This is a genomic window from Streptomyces sp. NPDC004752 (assembly GCF_053601275.1).
In genome coordinates this window covers 14,628-38,318 of the sequence record NZ_JBSGBN010000026.1, presented here as the reverse complement: position 1 = coordinate 38,318, position 23,691 = coordinate 14,628, and the positions used below count along the sequence as shown (strand labels likewise).

The window sequence follows — 23,691 nt, the reverse complement described above, 5'->3', positions numbered from 1 at the left end:
CGGCCTACCGCCGTGGCCCGTCCCCGCACTGCGGGGGCGGGTCACGGCCGTTCAGCCGAACGCCGTCCGCGCCAGCCAGAACTCCAGCAGCTCCCGCTCGCCGACGACCTCCAACTCCGGCCTGTCCAGCGGCAGTCGGCGGTAGAAGGCGAGCAGGACCGAGGTCAGCGGGCCGCGCAGGATGACCGTCGCCCTCGCGTGGCCGCGACGCCACTGCACCCCGTCCTCGGTGAGCCGGACCAGCCTCCCCCACCCTTCGGTGGCGGGGGCCGCCGACTCGCCCTGCCCGCCGTTCGGTTCGGGCGGGGTGTCGGTGGCGTACAGCTGGATGCTCCGGTCCGGGCCGCGCAGCTCCCGCACCAGATCGCGCTGCCCGTTGCGCTGCGCCCACGCCACGAGGTCCAGCCCCTCGTCGATCGCGTCGGCGGCGATGTCGGGCGCGACCTCGTAGGGCAGTCCGGCCGCCAGCGTGGCATCCGCGCGGTGCACGGTGATCTCGTGCGCCATCCGGCGGGCCCAGAAACCCGAGGAGCGGTCCCCCGCCCAGGCCCACACCTCGGTGTCGGGTCCGGCCTCGCGCAGCGCGTCCACCACCAGTCGGCCGCTGTCCGCGAACCACGCGTCCAGGACGGCGGGGGCGCTGCCCGGCCCCGGTCCCGCGATCTGCGGGACCCGGTCCGCCGGGACGGCCTGCTGGGCCCGGCCGCCGACGATCTCGGCGACCCAGCGCAGGGCGCCACCGAGGTGGCACACCAACTCCTCAAGGCACCAGTCCGGGCAGGTCGGCACGGGCATGGACAGATCGGCGCCGGAGGTCAGCACGGTCCGCACCTGCTCGACCTGGTGGGCGATCGCGTCGATGTAGCGCTCATGGGCAAGGGGCGTCATGGCGCTCACCCTAGGTCCGCGCGTGTCAGTCCAGCAGGTCGTTTTGGGTCCGCGCGTGTCAGTCCAGTACGTCGATTTCCGCCGCGTCGAACCCCACCCCGACCTCGCTGCCGACCTCCGGGGCCGCCCGTAGCGCGCACGCCGCCTCCAGGCGCGGCCCGTCCGCCGGCTGGAGGCGGACGGCCACATGGCTGCCCTTGAAGGTGCGGGCGGTCACCGTGCACCGCAGCCCCTCGTCGGGCGGCCCGAGCCGCACTCCGGCGGGCCGCACCAGCAGCGTGCGCCGTCCCTGGGGCGCGGGCCCGGGCACCGGGAGCTTCCCCCATGGGGTGACCGCGACCGCCCCGGTGACCTGTGCGCCGACGATGTTCTCGAAGCCGAGGAAGCGGGCCACGAACTCGTCCGCGGGCCGCTGCCACACCTCAAGTGGCGTACCGGACTGGGCGATCCGGCCGTCGCGCATCACCACCACCCGGTCGGCGAGCGCGAATGCCTCGCCCTGGTCGTGTGTGACGGCGAGCACCGTGGTGCCCAACCGGTCGAACAGCTCCCGCAGTTCGACCACCAGCCGCTCCCGCAGCGAGCGGTCGAGCTGGCCGAGCGGTTCGTCCAGCATCAGCAGCCGCGGCCGGGGAGCGAGGGCCCGGGCGAGCGCCACCCGCTGCTGCTCGCCCCCGGAGAGCCGGTCCACGGCCCGCCGGGCGGCACCCGGCAGCCCCACGAGGTCCATCAACTCCCGTACATCGGCTTGCTGTTGCTCCTTCGACGCGCCGCGCATCCGCAGCCCGAACGCCACATTGCCGCCCACGTCCCGCTGCGGGAACAGCTGGTGGTCCTGGAACATCAGGCCGACCTCGCGCCGGTGCGCGGGCACTCCCGCCTGGTCCCGCCCGTCGAGCACGACCTGACCCAAGTCCGGTGGCTGCAACCCGGCGACCACCCGCAGCAGCGTCGACTTGCCGCTGCCGCTGGGCCCGAGCACACACACGATCTCGTGTTCGGCCACCTCCAGATCCACGGCGTCGAGCACGGTCCGCCCGCCGAGGCGGACGGTCGCGGACGTGAGGCTCAGCAGCATCAGAACTCTCCGCTCCGGTGGGGGCGCAGCCGTTCGAGCGCCAGCAGCGCCACCGCGCACACCACCATCAGAATCGTGGAAAGGGCCATCGCCTGGCCGTAGTTGAGGTCTCCGGGGCGGCCGAGCAGCCGGGCCACGGCGACCGGCAGGGTGGGGTTGTCGGGCCGTGCGATGAACACGGTCGCGCCGAACTCCCCGAGCGACACGGCGAACGCGAACCCGGCCGCGACCAGCAGCGCCCGCCGCACCAGCGGCAGGTCGACCTCCCGCCACACCCGCCAGGGCGACGCCCCGAGCACGGCCGCCGCCTCCCGCAACCGCCCGTCGACGGACCGCAGCACCGGCAGCATGGTCCGTACCACGAAGGGCACGCCGACCAGCGCCTGCGCGAGCGGGACGAGGATCCAGGACTGCCGCAGGTCCAGCGGCGGTTCGTCGAGCGCGATCAGGAATCCGAAGCCGACGGTGACGGCCGAGACGCCGAGCGGCAGCATCAGCAGCGCGTCGAAACCCCGGACGATCCGGTCCGCGAGGGGTGTGCCTCCGTACGCGCGCGGCCGGGAAGGGGGGAGCCGGGACAGCGCGGCGGCGGCGAGGGAACCGATCAGCACCGCGATGGCGGTGGCGACGAGCGCGTATCGCAGGGAGTTCCCGACCGCCGTGATCGGCGCCACCAGGAACGTGCCGCCGTCCTCGTGGGTCAGGGCCCGGTAGTAGCGCAGGCCGGGAGCGTCCAGGGAGCGCTGCACCAGCACCCCGAGCGGCAGCAGGACGAGCGCCACGACGGTGGCCAGGACGCCCGCGAGGAGCGCCCACTGGCCCGCCCCGCGCGGTCGGCGCGCTGTCAGTGAGGCATCGACGAGGCGCAGCGCGGTCTCCCGTCGCCGTACCGTCCAGGCGTGCACGGCGAGGACCGCGCCCACCGCGGCGAACTGGACGAGGGTGAGGACCGCGGCCGTGGCCAGGTCGAAGATCTGGGACGTCTGCCGGTAGATCTCCACTTCGAGCGTGGCGAAGGTGGGGCCGCCGAGGATCTGCACCACGCCGAAGGAGGTGAAGGTGAACAGGAACACCATCAGCGCGGCGGCGGCCACCGCCGGGGCCAGCGCCGGCAGCGTCACCTTGCGCCAGGCGGTCAGCGGCGCGGCGCCCAGCATCCGCGCGGCCTCCTCCTGGCGCGGGTCGAGCCCGGACCACAGTCCGCCGACGGTACGGACGACGACGGCGTAGTTGAAGAAGACATGCGCGAGCAGGATCGCCCACACGGTGGTGTCCAGCCGTACGCCCCACAGCTCGTCGAGCAGCCCGCCGCGCCCGACGAGGGCGAGGAAGGCCGTGCCGACCACGACGGTCGGCAGCACGAACGGCACGGTGGCCACGGCCCGCAGGATCCGCTTGCCCGGGAAGTCGAGGCGCGCGAAGACATACGCGCCGGGCAGCGCGATCAGCAGGGTGAGCGCGGTGGAGGCGAGCGCCTGCCAGGTGGTGAACCACAACACGTGCCGGATGTCGGAGCGGGTCACGACGTCCGCAATCCGCCCCCACTGCCAGGCGCCGTCCGGCCTCAGCCCGCGGACGACGATGGCGGCCACGGGCCAGGCGAAGAAGACGGCGAGGAACGCGACCGGCCCGGCCATCAGCGCGAGCCGCGCCACGCTCCCCGCACGCCGCCCACGCGAGTCGGAACCGGCCGCCCCAGCCGCCCCGTCCGCTTCGGCTACGTCGGCCATTTCGGCTACTTCAGTACGAGCGAGGTCCACGACGTGACCCACTGGTCGCGGTGGGAGGCGATCCGGTCGGGCGCCAGGGTCTCGGGATCCTTGGCCTGCGGACCGTACTTCACGAACTCCTGCGGCACCTTGGCGTCCGCGCGCACCGGGTAGACGAACATGTTGAGCGGCATGTCCTCCTGGAACTCCTTGCCGATCAGGAAGTCCAGGAACGCCTTGCCGCCCGCGCTGTTGCGGGCGCCCGTGAGCAGTCCGGCGTACTCGGTCTGCCGGAAGCAGGTGCCGGTGGCCACTGAGGTGGGCGCGGTGGCCGGCTTCGGGTCGGCGTAGACGACCTCGGCGGGCGGCGAGGAGGCGTACGACACGACGAGCGGCCGGTCGCCGCCCGCCTTCCGGCCGCCGGCCGAACCGGAGAACTCCTCGTCGTACGCCTGCTCCCAGCCGTCCACGACCTTGACGCCGTTGGCCTTCAGCTTCTTCCAGTACTCCGGCCAGCCTCCGTCGCCGTACCGGGCGGCGGTGCCGAGCAGAAAGCCGAGGCCGGGCGAGGAGGTGGCGGCGTTCTCGGTGACGAGGAGGTTCTTGTACTCGGGCTTGACCAGGTCGTCGAAGGTCTGCGGCGGGGTCAGCCGGTGCCGGTCGAAGTACGCCTTGTCGTAGTTGACGCAGATGTCGCCGGTGTCGACGGGCGTGACCCGGTGCCCGGACGTGTCGGCCCGGAACCCGGGCCGCAGCCGGTCGGAGCCCTCGGCCTCGTACGGCTGGAACAGCCCGTTGTCGAGGGCCCGCGACAGCAGGGTGTTGTCGACGCCGAAGAAGACGTCGCCCTGCGGGTTGTCCTTGGTCAGGATCGCCTTGTTGACGGCCTGTCCGGCGTCGCCGTCCTTGAGGACCTTGACGGTGTAACCGGACTGCTTCTCGAAGGTCTTGAGGACGTTCTTCGACACGGCCCACGAATCGTGGCTGACGAGGGTGACGGTCTTGGCGTCCGCGGCGTTCCCGTCGTCGGTGGACCCGCACGCGGACAGCGTGACCAGTCCGAGCCCGACCACGACGGCCACAAGGGTCTTGGTGTGCAACTGGATTCCTCCTGGGGTGACCAGGAAGAGACGCGGCCCTGCCCGGACTCCACGAGGGACGTCCGGGCAGGGCGCAACAGCTTGAGTGAGGACCGATCTCCCTACCCAGAATGACCTGGGCGAGGTTCGGAGGGTCTGCGGCCCGTGTGCCGCACTCTCAGCGCTGTGGCGCTCCCCTGTCGGAATATTCTGGATTATTCGGAATATGAGCTTCGCGTAGGAAGGTGTGATGTGTTGGACGCCCTCAGACTACCGTCCGGCTACCGCTCGGTGGCAGCCAGCTGACCGCAGGCGCCGTCGATCTCCTGACCGCGGGTGTCCCGGACGGTCACCGGCACCCCGTGCGCCTCGATGGCCGCCACGAATGCCTTCTCGTCCTCGGGCCTGGACGCGGTCCACTTGGAGCCCGGTGTCGGGTTGAGCGGGATCAGGTTGACGTGCACGGGCCTGCCCTTGAGCAGCCGGCCGAGCCGGTCGCCGCGCCACGCCTGGTCGTTGATGTCCCGGATCAGCGCGTACTCGATGGACAGTCGGCGCCCGGACGTCGCGGCGTACCCGAAGCCGGCGTCGAGCACCTCGCGCACCTTCCACCGCGTGTTGACGGGGACGAGGGTGTCGCGCAGTTCGTCGTCGGGCGCGTGCAGCGAGATGGCGAGGCGGCACTTGAAGCCCTCGTCGGCGAACCGGTGGATGGCCGGGACGAGTCCGACGGTGGAGACGGTGATGCCGCGCTGGGACAGCCCGAGCCCGTCCGGCTCGGGATCGGTGAGCGCCCGGATCGCGCCCACGACCCGCTTGTAGTTGGCGAGCGGCTCGCCCATGCCCATGAAGACGATGTTGGACAGCCTGGCGGGGCCGCCGGGCACCTCGCCGTCCCGGAGCGACCGCATGCCGTCCACGATCTGGTGCACGATCTCGGCGGTCGACAGGTTACGGTCGAGGCCGGCCTGACCGGTGGCGCAGAACGGGCAGTTCATCCCGCACCCCGCCTGCGAGCTGATGCACATCGTCACCCGGTCCGGGTACCGCATGAGCACCGACTCGACGAGCGTCCCGTCGAACAGCCGCCACAGCGTCTTGCGGGTGGTGCCCTGATCGGTCGACAGATGCCGTACGACCGTCATCAGCTCGGGGAACAGCGCCTCGCGCAGCCGGGTCCGCGACCCAGCGGGGATATCGGTCCACTGCTCGGGGTCATGGGCGTACCGCGCGAAGTAGTGCTGCGAGAGCTGCTTCGCCCGAAACGGCTTCTCGCCGATCGCGGCGACGGCCTCCTTACGTTCGGCGGGCGACAGATCAGCGAGATGCCGCGGCGGCCGCTGGGCACCGCGCGGGGCGACAAAGGTGAGTTCTCCGGGCTTAGGCATGGCCGTACCAGTGTCGCACGAGCCGCCTGCCGGTCACGTCGGGCGGTGTCGGGGGGCGCGCAGCGCCCAGCGCCGACAGGGGCGCGGGGAACTGCGCGACCAGACACGACACAGCCGCAGACAGACAACGACCCGTTACGGCCCCGTCAGCGCAGCGTTCACGCGGATCCGACGAACAGCACCATCAGCAGCCACGCCACGGGCGCCGTCGGCAGCAACGAGTCGAGGCGGTCCATGATGCCGCCGTGGCCGGGGAGCAGGGTGCCCATGTCCTTGATGCCCAGATCCCGCTTGATCATGGACTCGCCGAGGTCGCCGAGGGTGGCGCTGCCCGCGACCGCGAGGCCGAGGAGCAGGCCCTGCCACCAGGTGCCGCCGTCGATCAGGAACTGCATGCACAGGGCGCCCGCGACCATCGCGAACAGCACCGCGCCGAGCAGCCCCTCGCGGGTCTTGCCGGGGCTGATGCGCGGGGCGAGCTTGTGCCTGCCGAAGCGCCAGCCGACCGCGTACGCGCCGGTGTCGCTGACGACCGTGAGGATCAGAAAGGTCAGGACGCGGCGCGAACCGTCGTCGGCGTCCAGCATCATCGCCACGAACGTGGCCAGGAACGGTACGTAGAACGCCGCGAAGACGCCCGCCGTGACGTCCTTGAGATAGCCCTCCGGTGGCTGCGTCATGCGCCACACCAGGACCGCCAGCGCGGTCAGCGCCATGGCCACCCAGGCACCCTGGGCGCCCCGGACATATCCGGCGACGACCATCGCGGCGCCGCCGAGCGCCAGCGGGACCAGGGGCGCCCTGATGCCCTTGCGCTCCTGGAGCCGGTTGGTCAGCTCCCACAGGCCGACCACGACGGCGACTGCTATGACGCCGACGAAGACGGCCTTGACGATGAACAGCGACGTGAGGATGACCACGCCGAGTCCGACGCCGACGCCTATCGCGGCACCCAGGTCCCGGCCCGCGCTCTTCTTCTGCGGTGCGGGCGCGGGTTGTGGGGCGTCGCGCATGGGCTCCGGATTCTGCGGCGCCGCCCCATGGGGATGCGCCGACGGGGTCTCGGCGTAATACGCACCGGCGTGATACGCACCGCTCTGGAACGTCTCGTCTCGGGCCGGTGGGCCGCTCAGCCGAGCGGCCCACCGGCCCCCGTCCTGGTCTCCGCCATGCGCGGGTACGTCGTCGGGGACGATGGGCATGGGGCGAGTCTGCTGGGTGTCATGCGCATCGTACGCGGGACCCGCCGGGGCGGCCCCTCGGCCGTACCCCTGCCCGGGCCCGTGCTCGGTGGGCCCCCAGTACCCGGCCTGTGGCGGCGCCCCCCAGGAAGAGTCGTTCATCAGACCTCGAGCAGTTCCGCTTCCTTGTGCTTGAGGAGCTCGTCCACCTGGGCGACGTACTTCGCCGTGGTGTCGTCCAGCTCCTTCTCCGCACGGCGGCCCTCGTCCTCGCCGACCTCGCCGTCCTTGATCAGCTTGTCGATGGCTTCCTTGGCCTTGCGCCGCACGGAGCGGATGGAGATCTTGGCGTCCTCGGCCTTGCCCTTGGCGACCTTGATGTAGTCGCGACGGCGCTCCTCGGTGAGCTCGGGGAACACCACACGGATGATGTTGCCGTCGTTGCTGGGGTTGACGCCCAGGTCGGAGTCGCGGATCGCCTGCTCGATGTTGCGCAGCGCGCTCTTGTCGAACGGGGTGACGACCGCCATGCGCGGCTCCGGCACGGAGAACGAGGCCAGCTGGTTGATCGGCGTCGGCGCGCCGTAGTAGTCGGCCACGATCTTGTTGAACATCGCCGGGTGCGCACGGCCGGTGCGGATCGCGGCGAAGTCCTCCTTGGCGACCACGACGGCCTTCTCCATCTTCTCCTCGGCTTCGAGGAGGGTCTCTTCGATCACCACTTGCTCCTGCGTGTCTTGAGTAGGCCCGGTCGCGGTTCCTTGTCGGGGCCCACGGCCGGCTGCGTCGCGTCTTCTTCCTGCACGGTTCCCGCCCGGGCAGGTCATTGTCCATCCCCCGGTCAGGGTCCATCCCCCGGTCAGGGGCCGGGTGTTTCTCCGGTCAGTGCCGACCGTCCTGGTCACCCACGAGTGTGCCGATCTTCTCACCCTTGACGGCACGGGCGATATTGCCCTCCGCGAGAAGCTCGAAGACAAGGATGGGCAGCTTGTTGTCGCGGCACAGCGTGATGGCGGTGGCGTCGGCGACCTTGAGGTCGCGGGTGATGACCTCGCCGTAGCCGAGGGAGTCGAACTTGACGGCGTCCGGGTTGGTCTTCGGATCGGAGTCGTAGACCCCGTCCACCCCGTTCTTGCCCATCAGCAGCGCCTCGGCGTCGATCTCCAGGGCGCGCTGGGCCGCGGTGGTGTCGGTGGAGAAGTACGGCATGCCCATACCGGCGCCGAAGATCACCACACGGCCCTTCTCCAGATGGCGCACGGCGCGCAGCGGGATGTACGGCTCGGCGACCTGGCCCATGGTGATGGCGGTCTGCACCCGGGACTGGATGCCCTCCTTCTCCAGGAAGTCCTGGAGGGCGAGGCAGTTCATCACCGTGCCGAGCATGCCCATGTAGTCGGAGCGGGCCCGGTCCATGCCGCGCTGCTGGAGCTCGGCGCCGCGGAAGAAGTTGCCGCCGCCGATGACGACGGCGATCTGCGGGCCGTCCCGGACGACGGCGGCGATCTCACGGGCGATCTTGTGCACCACATCGGGATCCACGCCCAGGCCCCCGCCGCCGGAGAATGCCTCTCCGGACAGCTTCAGCAGAAACCGGCCGCGTACTTTGCCGTCGTCGCTCTTCTGGGCCTTGGTGGTCATGGGATCCGCCTCTTTCACGTGGTGCGCATGCGAAGAAGGCCATTGCCGGTGGGTTCGCTCTTCGCTCCCATGCGCGGCAATGGCCTCCTCGTCAGATCTGCTGCCGTCCGCCACGTACCCGGGTGCGGCGGTGTGCGCGGACGACTGCTGTCGACCCTATCGGGGTCGCGTGTCGATCGCGGTACGGACTCAGATGCCGACCTTGATGCGCGTGAAGCGCTTCAGGGTGACACCGGCCTCCTCCAGCACCTTCTGGACCGACTTCTTGTTGTCGAGAGCGTACGGCTGGCCGAGCAGCGTCGCGTCCTTGAAGAAACCGTTCAGACGGCCCTCGACGATCTTGGCGATCGCGGCCTCGGGCTTGCCCTCGGCGCGGGTGGTCTCCTCGGCGATGCGGCGCTCGGACTCGATGACCTCGGCCGGGACGTCCTCCTTGGCGAGGTACTTCGGCGCGAAGGCGGCGATGTGCTGGGCGACGCCCTTGGCGACCTCGGCGTTCGGCTTGTCGAGCTCGACCAGGACACCGATCTGCGGCGGCAGGTCGGGCATGGTGCGGTGCATGTACGCGGTCACGAAACCGTCGGTGAACTGCGCGAAGCGGTCCAGGACGATCTTCTCGCCGAGGTTGGCGTTGGCCTCGTCCACGAACGCCTGGACGGTCTTGCCGGCCTCGATCTCGGAGGCGAGCAGCGCCTCGATGTCGGCCGGGGAGGTCTTCGCGACGTGCTCCGCGATGGCGCCTGCGACGGACTGGAACTTCTCGCCCTTGGCGACGAAGTCCGTCTCGCACTTCAGCTCGACGAGCACGCCGGAGGAGTTGTCCTCGGCGATGACCGCGACCACGGCGCCGTTCTCGGCGGAGCGGCCCTCGCGCTTGGCGACGCCCTTCTGGCCCTTGATGCGGAGCGCCTCGACGGCCTTGTCGACGCTGCCCTCGGCCTCGTCCAGCGCCTTCTTGCAGTCCATCATGCCGGCGCCGGTGAGCTCGCGGAGCTTCTTGACGTCGGCGGCGGTGTAGTTCGCCATGAGTCTGTGAATCTTTCTCGAAGTCTGGAGAATCGAAGATCTGCACGGTCTGCGATCTACATGTAGGGGCAGGTCCCCGACTCGGTGCTGACCTACGGGTGAACGGCGGGAGCGGACTTCATGTCGCCGCTCCCGCCGTCAACATCGGCGCTGACGGGTCAGACCTGCTCGCCCTCGGCGGCCGGCGCCTCGGCAGCGGGAACCTCGGCGGCGGGAGCCTCCGTGGCCGGAGCCTCGGCGGCGGGAGCCTCCGTGGCCGACGCCTCAGTGGCGGGAGCCTCCGTGGCCGACGCCTCAGTGGCGGGAGCCTCCGTGGCCGACGCCTCAGTGGCGGGAGCCTCGGCGGCCGGAGCTTCCTCGGCCTTCTTCTCGCCCTCGAGCAGGTCGCGCTCCCACTCGGCGAGCGGCTCGCCCGCAGCCTTCTCGCCCTTGCCTTCGGTCGCGACGCCGGAGCGAGCGATGAGGCCCTCGGCGACGGCGTCGGCGATCACACGGGTGAGCAGGGTGACGGAGCGGATCGCGTCGTCGTTGCCCGGGATCTTGTAGTCGACCTCGTCGGGGTCGCAGTTGGTGTCGAGGATGGCGACGACCGGGATGTTGAGCTTCCGGGCCTCGCCGACCGCGATGTGCTCCTTCTTGGTGTCCACGATCCAGACGGCGCTGGGCACCTTCTGCATCTCGCGGATACCGCCGAGGGTCTTCTCCAGCTTGGCCTTCTCGCGCGAGAGCACGAGAAGCTCCTTCTTGGTCAGACCGGAGGAGGCGACGTCCTCGAAGTCGATCTGCTCAAGCTCCTTCAGGCGCTGCAGACGCTTGTAGACGGTCGAGAAGTTGGTGAGCATGCCGCCCAGCCAGCGCTGGTTGACGAACGGCATACCGACGCGGGTGGCCTGCTCGGCGATGGCCTCCTGCGCCTGCTTCTTGGTACCGACGAACATCACCGTGCCGCCGTGGGCGACGGTCTCCTTGACGAACTCGTAGGCACGGTCGATGTACGACAGCGACTGGAGCAGGTCGATGATGTAGATGCCGTTGCGCTCGGTGAAGATGAAGCGCTTCATCTTCGGGTTCCAGCGACGGGTCTGGTGACCGAAGTGGACGCCGCTCTCCAGCAGCTCCCGCATCGTGACGACGGCCATGGCCGTATCTCCTTGGGTTTCTCGGTTGTGCCGCGGATGCCGGACGGCTTCCGCGCCTGACGCCCACATGCGCCGTTGCCACAGGAGGACCGAGGGGCGCTGACACCAACGAACCGTTGCCGGCCGGTGTGTGCCGGGGCGTGCGAAGTCGACCCGGTGACCCGAGTCGCCACCAGAAGTGTACGGGACCGACGGAGCACCGGGTGACGCCGTTGTCCACAACCGGTGAGTAGTCCACCGGCGCCGGCCATGCTCGGTGGAGGTGCGGGACGGTTCTCGCATGAGTGCGATGTCAGCGAAGCGTGTGATGCGGACCGGGTCGAGCATGCGGGCGGTCCGGGCCGGGTGGGTGTGGGTGTGGGCGGTGGTGCTCGCGGCAGTGGTGCCGGCGGCGGTCCTGGGCGGTTCGGCCCTCCCGGCCCGGGCACAGTCGCCGGGGCCGGTGTTTCCCACGCCCCCGCCTCCCGCTCCGCCCCCTGCCGCTCCGCCTCCTTCCGCTCCGCCCCTTGCCGCGCCCCCGTCGGCCCCGGTCCCGGCGCTCGCCCGGGTCTGGCCGGTGGGGACGCGGCCCGTGGTGGTACGCGGCTGGGAGCCGCCGGCGACGGCGTACGGCCCCGGGCACCGAGGCGTCGACCTGGGCGCGCCGCCCGGTGCTCCGGTACGGGCGGTGGCGGCGGGCCGGGTGTCCTTCGCGGGCCGGGTGGCCGGGCGGGGCGTGGTCTCCGTCGAGCTGGCGGGCACGGATCTGCGGACGACCTACGAGCCGGTGGACGCGTCGGTGCGCACGGGCGACGAGGTGGCGGCGGGCGAGGTGGTGGGGCGGGTGGCACCGACCGGATCGCACTGCACCGCCGGCATCTGCGTCCACTGGGGACTGCTCAGGGGCGATACCTATCTGGACCCCCTCCTGCTGCTGCCCCCGTGGCTGCTGCGCCGGGGCCCGTCGAGACTGCTGCCGGTCCTGGGGGTGTCACCCTCCCGACAAGGAGCCGGGCCCTGCCGCCGAGCCCGCTCCTGCCCCGACCGGGCTCAGCCCCGCACACCCCGCAGGACCATCGTCACGGCCGCCTCGGTGATGTCAGCAGGATCCTCAGCCGCCCCCAACTCAATACGCCGAACCGCCGCATCCACCACACCCTGCAACAGCACCGCCGCCAGCCGCGGCTGGGCGTGTCCCATCTCCTCCAGCGCCTCGACGATCATGGCGACGAGCCCGCCGTGCGCGGCGCGGATCTTCTCCCGCGCCCCGGTGTCCAGCTCGCTCGCCGAGATCGCCACGACGGCCCGGTGCCGCCGGTCCCCGACCAGCGCCAGCTGCTTGCGCACATACGCCTCGACCTTGCCCTCGGCCGAGTCCGCCCGCTCCATCGCCGCCGACACCTCGGCGGCCCACACGGGGAAGTCGACCTCGCACAGCTCCTCGACGACCGCGGCCCGCGAACGGAAGTACTCGTAGACGGACGACCGCGCAAGCCCCGTGCGCTCGGCGAGGGCCGGGAAGGTCAGCGCCTCCGTACCGCCCTCGGACAGCAGGCTCCGAGCCGCGTCCAGCAGGGCGGCTCGCTGCATCGACCGATGCTCGGCCACGGAGGCCGCTCGAATCCTTGGCACGCCCACCACTGTACGGACGCCCCCGCCCGGGCGGGAGTCGCCCGGTGCCCCAGGGGTGTCCGCACCGGTCCGCCCGCACTGCGTCCGTGGCCCGTCATCGGCCGAAGCCGGCCAGTTTCGCCCGCAGTTGGAGCACGGACTTCGTATGGATCTGGCTGACCCGGCTCTCGGTCACCCCCAGCACGTTCCCGATCTCCGCCAGCGTGAGCCCCTCGTAGTAGTACAGCGTCACCACGGTCTTCTCCCGATCCGGCAACGTGTTGATGGCCCGTGCCAGAAATCGCCGCAGCTCCCGGTCCTCCGCCACTTCCACCGGGTTGTCCGCCGCGGTGTCCTCCAGCGTGTCCATCAGACTCAGCCGGTCCCCGCCCTCGCCCCCCACATGCAGCAGTTCCTCCAGCGCCACCACGTTCGCCAGGGACAGCTGGCCGAAGACCGCGTGCAACTCGTCGATCCCGATCCCCAGCTCCGCCGCCACCTCGCCCTCCGACGGCGTACGCCGCAGCCGCGCCTCCAGCGTCGCGTACGCCCGCTCCACGTTCCGCGCCTTCTGCCGCACCGAGCGCGGAATCCAGTCCAGTGCCCGCAGCTCGTCGATCATCGCGCCCCGGATCCGCGTGATCGCGTACGTCTCGAACTTGATCTCCCGCCCGATGTCGAACTTCTCGATCGCATCGATCAGCCCGAACACCCCCGACGACACGAAGTCCGCCTGCTCCACGTTCGGCGGAAGTCCCACGCTCACCCGCCCCGCCACGTACTTCACCAGCGGTGAATAGTGCAGGATCAGCTGCTCCCGCAGCCGCTCGTCCCCCGTCGCCTTGTACGACCCCCACAGCTCGTCGAGCGTCGAGGGACCGGGCGGCCGCGCGCTGCCACCGTCGCGGGCGGCTGGGGGGATGGCCGCCCGGTCGGACCCGGAGGTGTGCTGGGGCATTCGTCGCCTTGTGCCGTTCTGCCGTGAAGTGCCGTGAAGTGCTGTGGAGGGAGGTGCCTGGGTGGGCTGTCGGTCCGGTATCGAGTTGGGCCGGTCTGTGCCGAGCCCTCGTGAGCGTAGCGTGACTGAGGAGTCGCGGTGTGCGAACGCCGGGGCTCCACCCGTGGACGGGCATGCTCCGGAACATGCCCGGGTGGGCCCGGCAGATCGCTGTGCGTGACCGGTCCCGCGAGTCAACTCCGGGAAATCCCAAGGACATCGGGGTTCCCCCGGACGGCCGAACACCCTCGGTCAGCGGGCCGCCCGACCGGCCCGGACCGATATCACCGCCTGGCGTGTCAACTTCCAGCCGTCGCCGTGTCGTTCGACGTACCCGAGTGCTCTGAGTTCGTACAGCCTCGCGATCGCCTCGTCCGACGTGGTCTGCGCACCCGACGCGATCTCCCGCGGCTGCGCCGGCCGGCCCGCGGGCAGGGCGGCCAGCACCCGTCGGGCTCCGGGTTCCAGCAGGTCACGCGGGAGCACCGGGCCTCGCCGGGCCGGGGCCAGCTCGCCCATGTCCCCGATGAGTTCGACGGCGTCCGCGGCATCGGTGACGAGCACGCCCTCCCCGCGCAGCAGCTCGTGCACGCCCGCGGACAGCGCGCTGGTGGCGGGCCCGGGCACGCCCATCGTGAACCTCCCGAGGCGCTGCGCCGCGCGCGCCGTGACCAGGGATCCGCTGCGGTGGGCGGCCTCCACGACGACCGTGCCCCGGGTGAGCGCGGCGATCACCCGGTTCCGCAGGATGAACCGGCTCGGCGTGGGATGGTCGCCGGGCGGCAACTCCCCCAACACCAGCCCCTGTTCCGCGATCCTGGTGATCAACTCGGCGTGTCCGCGCGGGTAGGGCCGGTCGACGCCGCAGGCCAGGACGGCGACGGTGGCGCCGCCCGCGCCGAGGGCGCCCCGGTGGGCGGCGCCGTCGATGCCGTAGGCGCCGCCGGACACCACGACCCAGCCGCGCTCGGCGAGCCCTGCGGCGAGGGTGGCCGCCATGTGGGCGCCGTACTCGGTGCAGGCCCGGGCGCCGACGACGGCGACCGATCTGAGCGCCCACATCCGCAGGCTGGGCCGGCCACGCAACCACAGCCCCACGGGCCGGGCGTCCCCGAGGTCGTCGAGCTGGGCCGGCCACTCGGCGTCCCCCGGGGAGACGAACCGCACCCCGGCGGCGCACGCGACCTCCAGGTCCCGGCGCGGCTCGGCCCGCGCGGCGCGCGCCCGCAGCCCGGCCCAGCGCGTCCCGCTCACGCCCGGCAGCGGCTCTCCGCCGTCCCGCAGCCGCCGGGCCACCTCCCGCACCCCGTACTCCCGCAACCACCGCCCCCCGGCCTCGTCACCGGGCTCGATCACACGGGTGAGCAGGACACGAAGGAGCAGCTCGCCGTCCGGGTCGGTGCCCGCGGTCACACCGGTGCCCCGATGGCCAAGGGCACGCCCCGTGGGACGCCGGTGCGCAGTTGCAGGGCGAGCGTGACGTCGGTGGCGTCGGGCCGGTCGTGACCGGCGAGGTCGGCCACCGTCCAGGCGACACGCAGGACCCGGTCGAGGCCGCGGGCCGTCAGCACGCCCCGCTCCAGGTTCCGCTCCGCCTCGTCCATCGCGCCGCTCGCGGCGTGCCAGCGGCTGCGCAGCTCCCGGCCGGGCACTTCGCTGTTGGTCCGCCACGGACTTCCCGTGAACCGCGCGGCGGCACGCGCCCGCGCCTCCCGGACCCGGTCTGCGACCGTCGCGGTGGACTCGCCGCGGGCACCGGGCCGGGTGAGTTCGGCGCGGGTCACGGGATCCACCTCGACGCGGAGGTCGACCCGGTCGAGCAGCGGACCGGACAGCCGCGCCTGATAGCGGCGGATCGCCGACGGCAGGCACTCGCACAGGGTGTCCCGCTGCGAGAAACGTCCGCACGGACACGGGTTGGCCGCCAGAACCATCAGGAACCGCGCCGGGAACCGGACCACTCCGGCGCTGCGCGCGATCACCACGTGCCCCGCCTCCAGGGGCTGCCGCAGGGCGTCCAGGGCCTGGCTGCGGAACTCCGGCGCCTCATCGAGGAAGAGCACGCCCCGGTGGGCCAGGGACACCGCGCCGGGGCGCGCGATGCCGAGGCCGCCGCCGACGAGCGACTGCATGGTGGCCGAGTGGTGCGGGGCGCAGTAGGGCGCGACGTCGATCAGCGGTTTGCCCGGCGGCAGCAGCCCGGCCACCGAGTGCACCGCCGTGACCTCCAGCGATTCCTCCCGGCCGAGCCGGGGCAGCACGGCGGGCAGCCGCTCTGCCAGCATCGTCTTGCCCGCGCCGGGCGGCCCCTCGAGGAACAGGTGGTGACCGCCCGCGGCGGCCACCTCCACCGCTGTGCGCGCCGAGAGCTGCCCCACCACGTCGGCGAGGTCGTGGTCATGGTCGTGCTGGGCGGCGCCGATGCTGTGCACGCCGGTGGCCGCACCTGTGCCCGGCACCCGCAGGCCCGCGAGGAGCGGGTCCGGGCGGCCCAGCTCGTCGGGCTCCTCGTCGGGTACGGGCTCGTCCGTCAGCAGGGCGATCAACTGGCGCAGGCTGCGGATGCCGAGCACCGACACCCCGGGCACCAGCGTTGCCTCGGCAGCGGCGCACTCGGGCACCACCACCTGCTCGTATCCGGCGTCGGCCGCGGCCAGCACCGCCGGCAGGATGCCCCGGACGGGGCGCACCCGGCCGTCGAGTCCCAGCTCGCCGATCATCATGACGTCGGCGAGCACCCTGGGATCGATCCGCTCGGCGGCACCGAGCACCGCGCAGGCCACGGCGAGGTCGAAGCCGCTGCCGGCCTTCGGTACCGAGGCCGGGCTGAGGCCCACCGTGAGCTTCTTCTGGGGCCACTCGGCGCCCGAGTTGACCACCGCCGCCCGAACCCGTTCCCGGCTCTCCGTCAGGCTCTTGTCCGGCAGCCCCACCAGCGTGAACGCCGCCACCCCCGGCTCCAGGTCGGCCTGGACCTCTACCACCACGCCCTCGACGCCCACCAGCGCCACGGAGCACGTACGGGCGAATCCCATCTCAGGCCACCCCCCGCGCATGCTCGACCACGGGGGCGCCGCGGTCCGGGAGGAGGACTCCGACCAGGTCGACGCGGACGCCACCGGGCGGGACGCCGTCGTGGCTCTGGATCCAGCGTTCCGCGAGGCCACGGAGACGCTCCGCCTTCTTCGGGGTCACCGCGGCCATCGGATGTTCGTAGCACCCGCCCCGGCGCGTCTTCACCTCGCAGACGACGAGTGCGTCCCCGTCCCGGGCCACGATGTCGATCTCGCCGGACCTGCCGGAGCGCCAGTTGCGCTCCAGGACCGTCATCCCGGCCGCGGTCAGCCGCCGGGCGGCCAGCTCCTCGCCGTACCTGCCGAGTGCGTTGCGTGCCTGCTGTGCGTTCATGTGGGCACCACCTCCGGCACCCACGGTCGCGCACCCGGCAGTCAGAAGTGGATCTCGGTGGGTTACCCGCCGGTTGTGGACAACCACGTCACCCGTCCGGGGATCCCACCCCTCACCGGCCCGGGGATCTGCTCCTCACCCGCCCGGGGACCGTCACCCGCTCGGCAGCTCCAGATCGCTCTTGTTCAGCTCCTCAATGTTCACGTCCTTGAACGTCAGGACGCGCACCTGCTTCACGAAACGGGCCGGGCGGTACATGTCCCAAACCCAGGCGTCCGCCATGGACACCTCGAAGAACACCTCGCCCTGGACCGAGTGCACCTGCATCTCGTAGTCGTTGGTGAGGTAGAAGCGCCGCTCGGTCTCGATCACGTATTTGAACAGACCGACGACATCGCGGTACTCCCGGTAGAGCTTCAGCTCCATCTCGGTCTCGTACTTCTCGAGGTCCTCGGCGCTCATGGCATGTTCCCCTTCAGCCGTGCGATCCCACCATTGTGCGCCAGTCCCGCGCCCCTCTAGACGATTTCCGTGTCAAGGGTCATGGGCCTGGCCGGGGGACCTTCGTCGAGCAGCGTACGGAGCAGCTCGGCGAGTCTGGTCGGATACACCGTCTCATGCGCCCGGGCCAGTTCCCGACACGTCCACCAACGCGCTCCGGCGACGCTTCGCCGTTCCAGCTCGGTCAGGGCGACGGGCTCGGTCTCGGTCTGCGTCGTACGGGCCAGGTAGTACCACTCGTCCTGGTCCCAGCGGCGTCCGGCGAACGGGAAGGAGCACCGGCGCCGCCACAGCACCGGGCCCAGTTCGACGTCGGTGATGCCGGTCTCCTCCTCCAGCTCCCGCAGCGCGGCCTGCTCGCGCGTCTCGTCGCCCTCCAGACCGCCGCCGGGCGTGAACCACCAGTCGTCGGCCGGGTCGTCCGGCTCGTGGCCGTGCAGCAGCAGAATGCGGTCGTCGGGGTCCAGCAGCACCACCCGGGCGACCTTGCGCAGACCACCCGTGTATGTGTCCTCGCCCGTGTCCCTGGCCTCAGTGGACACCGGCGGCCTCCGGACGGGTGCGGGAGCGGCCCAGCCGTTTGGCGACCGGTCCGTAGGCGGCGCCGCCGAGGACGAGGACGGCGCCGACGACGATCAGGACGACGATGGTGCGCAGTGGCCCCGGCGAGGAGAGCGCCCCGAGGGGCTCGAAGCCGGTGGGGGGTGTGAGCATGCCCTTCATGGGCCAGGCGACGGCGTCGACGCGGGCGGACACGGCGCCGGTGGCGACGGTGCCGCGGGCGGCGTCGGTGAGGTGGGCGGTGGAGTCCAGCGAGCCCTGCCGCTCGTCGCCGAGGAGGAAGAGGCGGCCCTCGGGGACCTTGACGGTCGGGAAGTCCGTGATCTCGGCGAGGCTGCCCTCGGGGAGGTAGGGCTCCTCGATCCGTCTGCCGTTGACCGACAGCTTGCCGTTCGTGCAGCAGGCGACGGTGTCGCCGCCGACCGCGACCACGCGCTTGACCACGTCGGCGTTGGTCACCCAGGTCCTGTCGCGGAAGACGACGACATCGCCCCTGCGTATCGCGCTGCCGTCGACGCGCTCCGCGAGGACGCGGTCACCGGCGTCGATCGTCGGGGTCATCGAGCTGGTGGGCACGGTGTACGGCCGGTAGACCACCGCTCCCCACGCGAATCCCCCGAGGAACAGCACCATGCCCAGTGCCACGGCCACTCCGGACAGCCGCTGGCCGAGCGGGCTGCCGATCCGCGCCGCGCCGGTGCCAGTGCCGGTACCGGTGCCGCGCGGGGCCGTATGTGTCGTGCTCTCGCCACCCATGGACCCGCACCCTACCCGGCGGTACCGAAGCGGGCCCAGCCTCCCTCCCGACTCGGTCGGCAGCGGGCCGGGCCGGGCTTCCCCGGGTGAACGGGGCGCCTTGCTCTGGTATGCGGGCCGGGCGGTCGCTCAGCGGGTCCGGCTCGCCGCGGCCCGCCGACGGCGCCATACGGCCACCGGCAGGACGCCCACGAGCGCGACGCCCTGGGGGCCACCGGCAGCGAGGCGGCGGCGGACTGCTGGTCGAGGCCCGGCTGATCGAAGGTGTCCGGGACCGGCAGGGTGCCCCAGCGGTTGATCGGCCATGCCTTGACGATGGCGCGGCCGACGACCTTGTCGACCGGGACCATGCCGTGGTTCTTGTCGGACTGGTTGTAGCGGGAGTCGCGGGAGTTCTGACGGTGGTCGCCCATCACCCAGAGGTAGCCCTTGGGGATCTTCACCTTGAACTGGCCGCCCTGGTCGTCCACGGTGCACGGGGTGTTGCCGGGGTAGACATACGGCTCGTTCAGCGCCTTGCCGTTGACCAGCAGCGGGCCGGTGTTCTTGCACTCGACCGTGTCGCCGCCGACCCCGACGACCCGCTTGATCAGGTCCTTCTCCTCCGCGGACGGCATCAGGCCGATCCAGCTGAGGACCTTCTGCACGGCGTTCGCGGTGGGTGTCGGCTCCCCCGCCAGCCAGTTGTCCGGGTCGTGGAAGACGATGACCTCGCCGCGCTCCGGCTCGGAGCCGAACCACGGGGTGAGCTTGTCTACCAGGACGCGGTCACCCTGCTGCAGGGTGTTCTGCATCGAATCCGAGGGGATCGAGAACGCCTGCACCAGGAACGTCTTGATCAGCAGCGCCAGCACCAGCGCGATGACGACCAGGAGTGGCAGCTCCTTCCAGAAGGAGCGCGGCTGCCTCGGCCCGGGAGCCGAGTCGCCCCGCCCCCCGTCCGCTGCGCCGGCCACCGGGGGCTGCCCGTCGCCGGGCATGGCGTGCTGTGCCGCCCCTGAGTCATTCCCGGAGGTCACGGGGCCGTCCGCCGTAGGACCGCTGGATTCCGCGGGGCGCCCGCGGTGTTCCTCGCCGTCGTGTCCGGACCGTGCGCCAACCGCCACATCCCCCACGCCAACTCCTTACTCCGTGCCGCCGCCTGCACCGGGTACGACGCAGGCCCACCACTCCCATAACGAGCGGGAGTTCCGCAGGAGTCGGGAGCTGGATCATTCCGTTCGGATCGTCGGAGGCAACCCTATGCGACAGCCGGGAAGCAGCGGTCGACCCCGACACGGAGTTCGACACGCTTGCGAAGGTTTTAGGTTCGGTCAGGCCGGACCAGTGGCCGATGGGCCAGCCGATGACCATGGCCCGGCCCACCACGGAGCTCAGGGAGACCGTGCCGCCGTAGTCGGTGTCCTGGTGGGCGCGCGAGTCCGCCGAGTTGTCGCGGTGGTCGCCCATCACCCACAGCCGCCCCTCGGGGACGGTGACGTCGAACCGCGTCGTGGAGGGGGCGTTGCCGGGGTACAGGTAGTCCGTCTCCGACAGGGGAACGCCGTTTACGGTCACGCGGCCCTGTGTGTCGCAGCACTTGACGCGGTCACCGCCGACGCCGATGACCCGCTTGATGAGGTCCTTCTCGTTGTCGGAGGGCAGCAGACCGATGAAGGTGAGCCCTTCCTTGAACTGCTTGATGACGACAGGGTCGTTCTTCTTGGTGGTCTGCTCGTCGGCCAGCCAGCCGCCCGGGTCGTGGAAGACGACGACGTCCCCGCGCTGCGGCTCGGAGCCGAACCACGGGGTGAGCTTGTCGACCAGGACCCGGTCGCCGATCCGGATGGTCTGTTCCATGGAGCCCGACGGGATCACGAATGCCTGGACGAGGAACGTCTTCAGGACCAGCGCTATCAGCACGGCCACACCGACCAGGAGCGGGATCTCGCGCACCGCGCCGCGTCTGCGCTTGCGCTTGACCTTGCGCTGGAGCTTGCGCCGCTCCGTGCGGGTGCGGCCGCCGCTCGGGCCGGCCGCGCGCCGGACCCCGGTGGGCAGCAGGTTGTCGGCGGCGCCGCTGGGCACACCGCGCGGCCTGCCCCGGTTACCCATGGGTGTCCTCCGCGGCGGGCACGCGCGCGTAGGCGGCCGGGCGGTGCAGGCGGGTCCAGTGGGCGAAGGGCCAGGCGATCCAGTCGGCGCGCCCGATCACCTCGCCGACGGGGATCATGCCGCCGCCCGGGGAGCCCAGGTGGTCGCGGGAGTCGCTGGAGTCGCTGCGGTGGTCGCCGAGGACGAACAGCCTGCCCTCGGGCACGACGACGTCGAAGGGCACGGTGGACGGGCTGTCCCCGGGGTGAAGGAACGCCGTCTCGTCGACCGCTCGGCCGTTCACTTCGATCCTCCCCTCCTTGTCGCAGCACACCACATGGTCCCCGCCCACACCTACAACGCGTTTGATGTAGTCCGCGTCCCCGAAATACCCGGTTCCGTCGAACACGACGATGTCACCGCGCCGCGGTCCGGCACCGAAACGGTACGCCAACTTATTTACGAGGACGCGGTCCCCGATCCTCAATCCGCTTTCCATGGATCCGCTCGGGATCTGGAACGGCTGCGCCACGAACGTGTTGAGGAGCAGCAGGAACAGCAGACAGATGAAGAGGGTGAGGGTGATCCGTCCGCCCGGCAGCCAGTCGGGGAACCGCGACACCAACGCGAAACGCGACCGTCCCCCCGTCCCCGGCGTGCCGGGTCTGGAGGTACGGTCGCGTTGCGTCGGCTGTGCTTCGGTGTCCATCGGGGGCTGATGCTATCCGGCCCCGCCATGAACTCCGCGGAGCGCTCAGTTGTCGCGCTTCTCCTTGATCTTCGCGGCCTTGCCGCGCAGTTCGCGCAGGTAGTACAGCTTGGCGCGGCGCACGTCACCCCTGGTGACGAGCTCGATCTTCTCCACGATCGGGGTGTGCACCGGGAAGGTGCGCTCGACGCCTACGGAGAAGGAGACCTTGCGGACCGTGAAGGTCTCGCGGACACCGGAGCCCTGGCGGCGAATCACCACGCCCTTGAACTGCTGCACACGGGAGCGGTTGCCCTCGATGACCCGGACGTGCACGTTGACGGTGTCACCCGGGCGGAAGGCCGGGACGTCGGCGCGCAGCGAAGCGGAGTCGACGGAGTCGAGCAGGTGGGACATGTCGTCTGCTTTCTTCGCCGATGCCACAGGTCATCAGCGGGAACTAGATGTTCGGGAGGTGTGCCGTGCGGGTCGGGGCGGGCGTCGTGTCCCCCTGTGGCAGGGGCGCACGCCGGACGGACGCACAACGGCCGCTTATTGTTCCATGCCCTCCGGCCTGCGCCAAAATCGGCCGTACGGCTCCCCGTCCGGGTCCGGGGCCCAGCCGAGGACGGAGAGCATCTCGCGGTCCTTCTTGTCGAGGGTCCTGGGGTCGCAGCGCACGATGAGGTCGGGCCGGTTGGCCGTCGTGCGCTTCAGCGCCTCGTCCCGCCGCCAGCGGGCGATCTTCCCGTGGTGGCCGCTGAGCAGTACGTCCGGGATGTCACGGCCGCGCCACACGGGCGGCTTGGTGTAGACGGGGCCCTCCAGGAGGCCGGCCATCGCACCGGGCGCGAAGGAGTCGTCCCGGTGGGACTCGGCGTTGCCGAGGACGCCGGGCAGCAGCCGCGCCACGGCCTCGGTGACGACGAGGACGGCCGCCTCGCCGCCGGCCAGCACATAGTCGCCGATGGACACCTCGTACACCGGCATCCGGGTCGCGTACTCGTCCGTGACGCGCCGGTCGATGCCCTCGTAGCGGGCCGGCGCGAAGATCAGCCAGGGGCGTTCGGCGAGTTCGACGGCCAGTTCCTGGGTGAAGGGGCGGCCGCTGGGGGTGGGCACGATCAGCGCGGGGGCCCGGGAGCCGGTCTCGTAGCCGTCGGCCAGCACGGAGTCGAGGGCGTCTCCCCATGGCTCGGTCTTCATGACCATGCCCGGACCGCCGCCGTATGGGGTGTCGTCGACCGTGCTGTGGCGGTCGTACGTCCAGGTCCGCAGGTCGTGCACGTGCACGTTCAGCTGCCCGCGCGCGCGTGCCTTGCCGACGAGGGAGACGTTCAGCGGCTCCAGGTACTCGGGGAAGATCGTGACGACGTCGAGCCTCATGCGTGGCCGTCCCCGGACTCTGCACCGGGCTCGGCACCGCGGCCGTCGTCGGCCGTGCGGTCGTCGATGAGACCCGGCGGGGGTGTGATGACGGCCTTCTGCTCGGCCAGGTCGATCTCGGCGACGATCTCCTCGACGAAGGGGATCAGCACCTCGCTGCCGTCGGGCCGCTCGACGATGAACAGGTCCTGGGAGGGCAGGTGCGAGATCTCGGTGATCCGGCCGACCTCCGTGCCGTCCTCGGTGACCACATCGAGGTCGATCAGCTGGTGGTCGTAGTACTCGTCCTCGCCCTCGGGCAGTTCCTCCGGGTCGATCTCGGCGATCAGGAGGGTGTTGCGGAGGGCTTCGGCCCCGCTGCGGTCCCGGACGCCCACGAAGCGCAGGAGCAGTCGGCCGCTGTGGACGCGGCCCGTCTCGATGGTGAGCGGTCCCGCGGAGGCGGGATCGGTGGCGAGCACGGCACCGGGCGCGAGCCTGAGTTCCGGCTCGTCGGTGCGTACCTCGACGGTGACCTCACCCTTGATGCCATGGGCACGGCCGATCCGTGCGACTACCAGCTGCACGTGTCCACTTCTCCCGTCAATCTCCTGCCCATCTCT

23 protein-coding genes and 2 pseudogenes are annotated in these 23,691 nt (G+C 71.2%); 1 reads left to right on the top strand and 24 read right to left on the bottom strand.

Annotated elements, in window-relative coordinates:
- Positions 1–51: 51 nt before the first annotated feature.
- From ACWEKM_RS13700 to rpsB, 10 genes are all read right to left on the bottom strand, one after another.
- A complete protein-coding gene (locus ACWEKM_RS13700) occupies positions 52–888 on the bottom strand; it encodes a maleylpyruvate isomerase family mycothiol-dependent enzyme (RefSeq protein ID WP_451621359.1) in 837 nt (278 codons plus the stop codon).
- Positions 889–946: 58 nt separating this feature from the next.
- The gene (locus tag ACWEKM_RS13695) at positions 947–1,966 is read right to left on the bottom strand and encodes an ABC transporter ATP-binding protein (RefSeq protein ID WP_451621358.1); all 1,020 of its coding nucleotides are present in this window, start codon (positions 1,964–1,966) and stop codon (positions 947–949) included.
- The gene (locus tag ACWEKM_RS13690; RefSeq protein WP_451621397.1) at positions 1,966–3,603 is read right to left on the bottom strand and encodes an ABC transporter permease; all 1,638 of its coding nucleotides are present in this window, start codon (positions 3,601–3,603) and stop codon (positions 1,966–1,968) included. The genes ACWEKM_RS13695 and ACWEKM_RS13690 overlap by 1 nt, the downstream gene beginning before the upstream one ends.
- A gap of 98 nt (positions 3,604–3,701) precedes the next feature.
- Positions 3,702–4,775, bottom strand: coding sequence for a thiamine ABC transporter substrate-binding protein (locus tag ACWEKM_RS13685; protein WP_451621357.1), 1,074 nt, complete (start codon positions 4,773–4,775; stop codon positions 3,702–3,704).
- A gap of 260 nt (positions 4,776–5,035) precedes the next feature.
- On the bottom strand, positions 5,036–6,142 hold the full coding sequence (gene rlmN, locus ACWEKM_RS13680) for a 23S rRNA (adenine(2503)-C(2))-methyltransferase RlmN (protein ID WP_451621356.1): 1,107 nt from the start codon (positions 6,140–6,142) through the stop codon (positions 5,036–5,038).
- 158 nt (positions 6,143–6,300) lie between these two features.
- Entirely contained in the window at positions 6,301–7,485 is a 1,185-nt protein-coding gene (locus ACWEKM_RS13675; RefSeq protein WP_451621355.1) for a phosphatidate cytidylyltransferase, read from the bottom strand.
- Positions 7,485–8,042 (bottom strand): ribosome recycling factor, encoded by a 558-nt coding sequence (gene frr, locus ACWEKM_RS13670; RefSeq protein WP_121890953.1) that lies wholly within the window; start codon positions 8,040–8,042, stop codon positions 7,485–7,487. The genes ACWEKM_RS13675 and frr overlap by 1 nt, the downstream gene beginning before the upstream one ends.
- 163 nt (positions 8,043–8,205) lie before the next feature.
- Complete coding sequence (gene pyrH, locus ACWEKM_RS13665; protein ID WP_451621354.1) at positions 8,206–8,964, bottom strand: UMP kinase; 759 nt, start codon at positions 8,962–8,964, stop codon at positions 8,206–8,208.
- 189 nt (positions 8,965–9,153) lie between these two features.
- The gene (tsf, locus tag ACWEKM_RS13660; protein ID WP_451621353.1) at positions 9,154–9,990 is read right to left on the bottom strand and encodes a translation elongation factor Ts; all 837 of its coding nucleotides are present in this window, start codon (positions 9,988–9,990) and stop codon (positions 9,154–9,156) included.
- A 158-nt stretch (positions 9,991–10,148) separates the two neighbouring features.
- Positions 10,149–11,129, bottom strand: a complete 981-nt coding sequence (rpsB, locus tag ACWEKM_RS13655; protein ID WP_451621352.1) for a 30S ribosomal protein S2 — start codon at positions 11,127–11,129, stop codon at positions 10,149–10,151.
- 325 nt (positions 11,130–11,454) lie between these two features.
- On the opposite strand from rpsB, the pseudogene ACWEKM_RS13650 reads away from it, so the two are divergent.
- Positions 11,455–12,099: pseudogene (locus ACWEKM_RS13650) on the top strand (murein hydrolase activator EnvC family protein); the annotation flags it as partial.
- A 59-nt stretch (positions 12,100–12,158) separates the two neighbouring features.
- On the opposite strand, the gene ACWEKM_RS13645 reads toward ACWEKM_RS13650, so the two are convergent.
- From ACWEKM_RS13645 to rimM, 14 genes and pseudogenes are all read right to left on the bottom strand, one after another.
- Positions 12,159–12,716 (bottom strand): TetR/AcrR family transcriptional regulator, encoded by a 558-nt coding sequence (locus tag ACWEKM_RS13645; RefSeq protein ID WP_451621396.1) that lies wholly within the window; start codon positions 12,714–12,716, stop codon positions 12,159–12,161.
- Between the two features lie 118 nt (positions 12,717–12,834).
- Complete coding sequence (whiG, locus tag ACWEKM_RS13640) at positions 12,835–13,677, bottom strand: RNA polymerase sigma factor WhiG (protein ID WP_451621351.1); 843 nt, start codon at positions 13,675–13,677, stop codon at positions 12,835–12,837.
- Positions 13,678–13,968: 291 nt separating this feature from the next.
- Positions 13,969–15,129, bottom strand: a complete 1,161-nt coding sequence (gene dprA, locus ACWEKM_RS13635) for a DNA-processing protein DprA (protein WP_451621350.1) — start codon at positions 15,127–15,129, stop codon at positions 13,969–13,971.
- The gene (locus ACWEKM_RS13630; protein ID WP_451621349.1) at positions 15,126–16,751 is read right to left on the bottom strand and encodes a YifB family Mg chelatase-like AAA ATPase; all 1,626 of its coding nucleotides are present in this window, start codon (positions 16,749–16,751) and stop codon (positions 15,126–15,128) included. Before ACWEKM_RS13630 ends, dprA begins: the two co-directional genes overlap by 4 nt.
- 1 nt (position 16,752) lies before the next feature.
- Positions 16,753–17,124 (bottom strand): YraN family protein, encoded by a 372-nt coding sequence (locus ACWEKM_RS13625; protein WP_451621348.1) that lies wholly within the window; start codon positions 17,122–17,124, stop codon positions 16,753–16,755.
- 153 nt (positions 17,125–17,277) lie between these two features.
- Positions 17,278–17,586, bottom strand: coding sequence for a DUF2469 domain-containing protein (locus ACWEKM_RS13620; protein WP_003993268.1), 309 nt, complete (start codon positions 17,584–17,586; stop codon positions 17,278–17,280).
- A gap of 56 nt (positions 17,587–17,642) precedes the next feature.
- Complete coding sequence (locus ACWEKM_RS13615) at positions 17,643–18,167, bottom strand: NUDIX hydrolase (RefSeq protein ID WP_451621347.1); 525 nt, start codon at positions 18,165–18,167, stop codon at positions 17,643–17,645.
- Complete coding sequence (gene lepB, locus ACWEKM_RS13610; RefSeq protein ID WP_451621346.1) at positions 18,157–18,942, bottom strand: signal peptidase I; 786 nt, start codon at positions 18,940–18,942, stop codon at positions 18,157–18,159. Before lepB (ACWEKM_RS13610) ends, ACWEKM_RS13615 begins: the two co-directional genes overlap by 11 nt.
- A gap of 129 nt (positions 18,943–19,071) precedes the next feature.
- Positions 19,072–20,057, bottom strand: a pseudogene (gene lepB, locus ACWEKM_RS13605) (signal peptidase I).
- On the bottom strand, positions 19,945–21,036 hold the full coding sequence (lepB, locus tag ACWEKM_RS13600; RefSeq protein ID WP_451621345.1) for a signal peptidase I: 1,092 nt from the start codon (positions 21,034–21,036) through the stop codon (positions 19,945–19,947). Before lepB (ACWEKM_RS13600) ends, lepB (ACWEKM_RS13605) begins: the two are co-directional and overlap by 113 nt.
- Positions 21,029–21,724 (bottom strand): signal peptidase I, encoded by a 696-nt coding sequence (lepB, locus tag ACWEKM_RS13595; protein ID WP_451621344.1) that lies wholly within the window; start codon positions 21,722–21,724, stop codon positions 21,029–21,031. Before lepB (ACWEKM_RS13595) ends, lepB (ACWEKM_RS13600) begins: the two co-directional genes overlap by 8 nt.
- A 45-nt stretch (positions 21,725–21,769) precedes the next feature.
- Positions 21,770–22,120, bottom strand: coding sequence for a 50S ribosomal protein L19 (gene rplS, locus ACWEKM_RS13590; protein WP_451621343.1), 351 nt, complete (start codon positions 22,118–22,120; stop codon positions 21,770–21,772).
- 135 nt (positions 22,121–22,255) lie between these two features.
- Entirely contained in the window at positions 22,256–23,089 is an 834-nt protein-coding gene (trmD, locus tag ACWEKM_RS13585) for a tRNA (guanosine(37)-N1)-methyltransferase TrmD (protein WP_451621342.1), read from the bottom strand.
- A complete protein-coding gene (gene rimM / locus ACWEKM_RS13580; RefSeq protein WP_451621341.1) occupies positions 23,086–23,655 on the bottom strand; it encodes a ribosome maturation factor RimM in 570 nt (189 codons plus the stop codon). The genes trmD and rimM overlap by 4 nt, the downstream gene beginning before the upstream one ends.
- Positions 23,656–23,691 lie beyond the last annotated feature (36 nt).

Bases quoted from the DNA above. Each gene is read 5' to 3' on its own strand.
- rpsB (WP_451621352.1), bottom strand. From the start codon at position 11,129: ATGGCCGTCGTCACGATGCGGGAGCTGCTGGAGAGCGGCGTCCACTTC.
- ACWEKM_RS13630 (WP_451621349.1), bottom strand. From the start codon at position 16,751: ATGGGATTCGCCCGTACGTGCTCCGTGGCGCTGGTGGGCGTCGAGGGC.
- ACWEKM_RS13620 (WP_003993268.1), bottom strand. From the start codon at position 17,586: ATGAGCGCCGAGGACCTCGAGAAGTACGAGACCGAGATGGAGCTGAAG.
- ACWEKM_RS13695 (WP_451621358.1), bottom strand. From the start codon at position 1,966: ATGCTGCTGAGCCTCACGTCCGCGACCGTCCGCCTCGGCGGGCGGACC.
- ACWEKM_RS13690 (WP_451621397.1), bottom strand. From the start codon at position 3,603: ATGGCCGGGCCGGTCGCGTTCCTCGCCGTCTTCTTCGCCTGGCCCGTG.
- trmD (WP_451621342.1), bottom strand. From the start codon at position 23,089: ATGAGGCTCGACGTCGTCACGATCTTCCCCGAGTACCTGGAGCCGCTG.
- rlmN (WP_451621356.1), bottom strand. From the start codon at position 6,142: ATGCCTAAGCCCGGAGAACTCACCTTTGTCGCCCCGCGCGGTGCCCAG.
- whiG (WP_451621351.1), bottom strand. From the start codon at position 13,677: ATGCCCCAGCACACCTCCGGGTCCGACCGGGCGGCCATCCCCCCAGCC.
- ACWEKM_RS13675 (WP_451621355.1), bottom strand. From the start codon at position 7,485: ATGAACGACTCTTCCTGGGGGGCGCCGCCACAGGCCGGGTACTGGGGG.
- lepB (WP_451621346.1), bottom strand. From the start codon at position 18,942: ATGGGTGGCGAGAGCACGACACATACGGCCCCGCGCGGCACCGGTACC.
- rplS (WP_451621343.1), bottom strand. From the start codon at position 22,120: ATGTCCCACCTGCTCGACTCCGTCGACTCCGCTTCGCTGCGCGCCGAC.
- tsf (WP_451621353.1), bottom strand. From the start codon at position 9,990: ATGGCGAACTACACCGCCGCCGACGTCAAGAAGCTCCGCGAGCTCACC.
- lepB (WP_451621345.1), bottom strand. From the start codon at position 21,036: ATGGGTAACCGGGGCAGGCCGCGCGGTGTGCCCAGCGGCGCCGCCGAC.
- ACWEKM_RS13700 (WP_451621359.1), bottom strand. From the start codon at position 888: ATGACGCCCCTTGCCCATGAGCGCTACATCGACGCGATCGCCCACCAG.
- lepB (WP_451621344.1), bottom strand. From the start codon at position 21,724: ATGGACACCGAAGCACAGCCGACGCAACGCGACCGTACCTCCAGACCC.
- ACWEKM_RS13625 (WP_451621348.1), bottom strand. From the start codon at position 17,124: ATGAACGCACAGCAGGCACGCAACGCACTCGGCAGGTACGGCGAGGAG.
- pyrH (WP_451621354.1), bottom strand. From the start codon at position 8,964: ATGACCACCAAGGCCCAGAAGAGCGACGACGGCAAAGTACGCGGCCGG.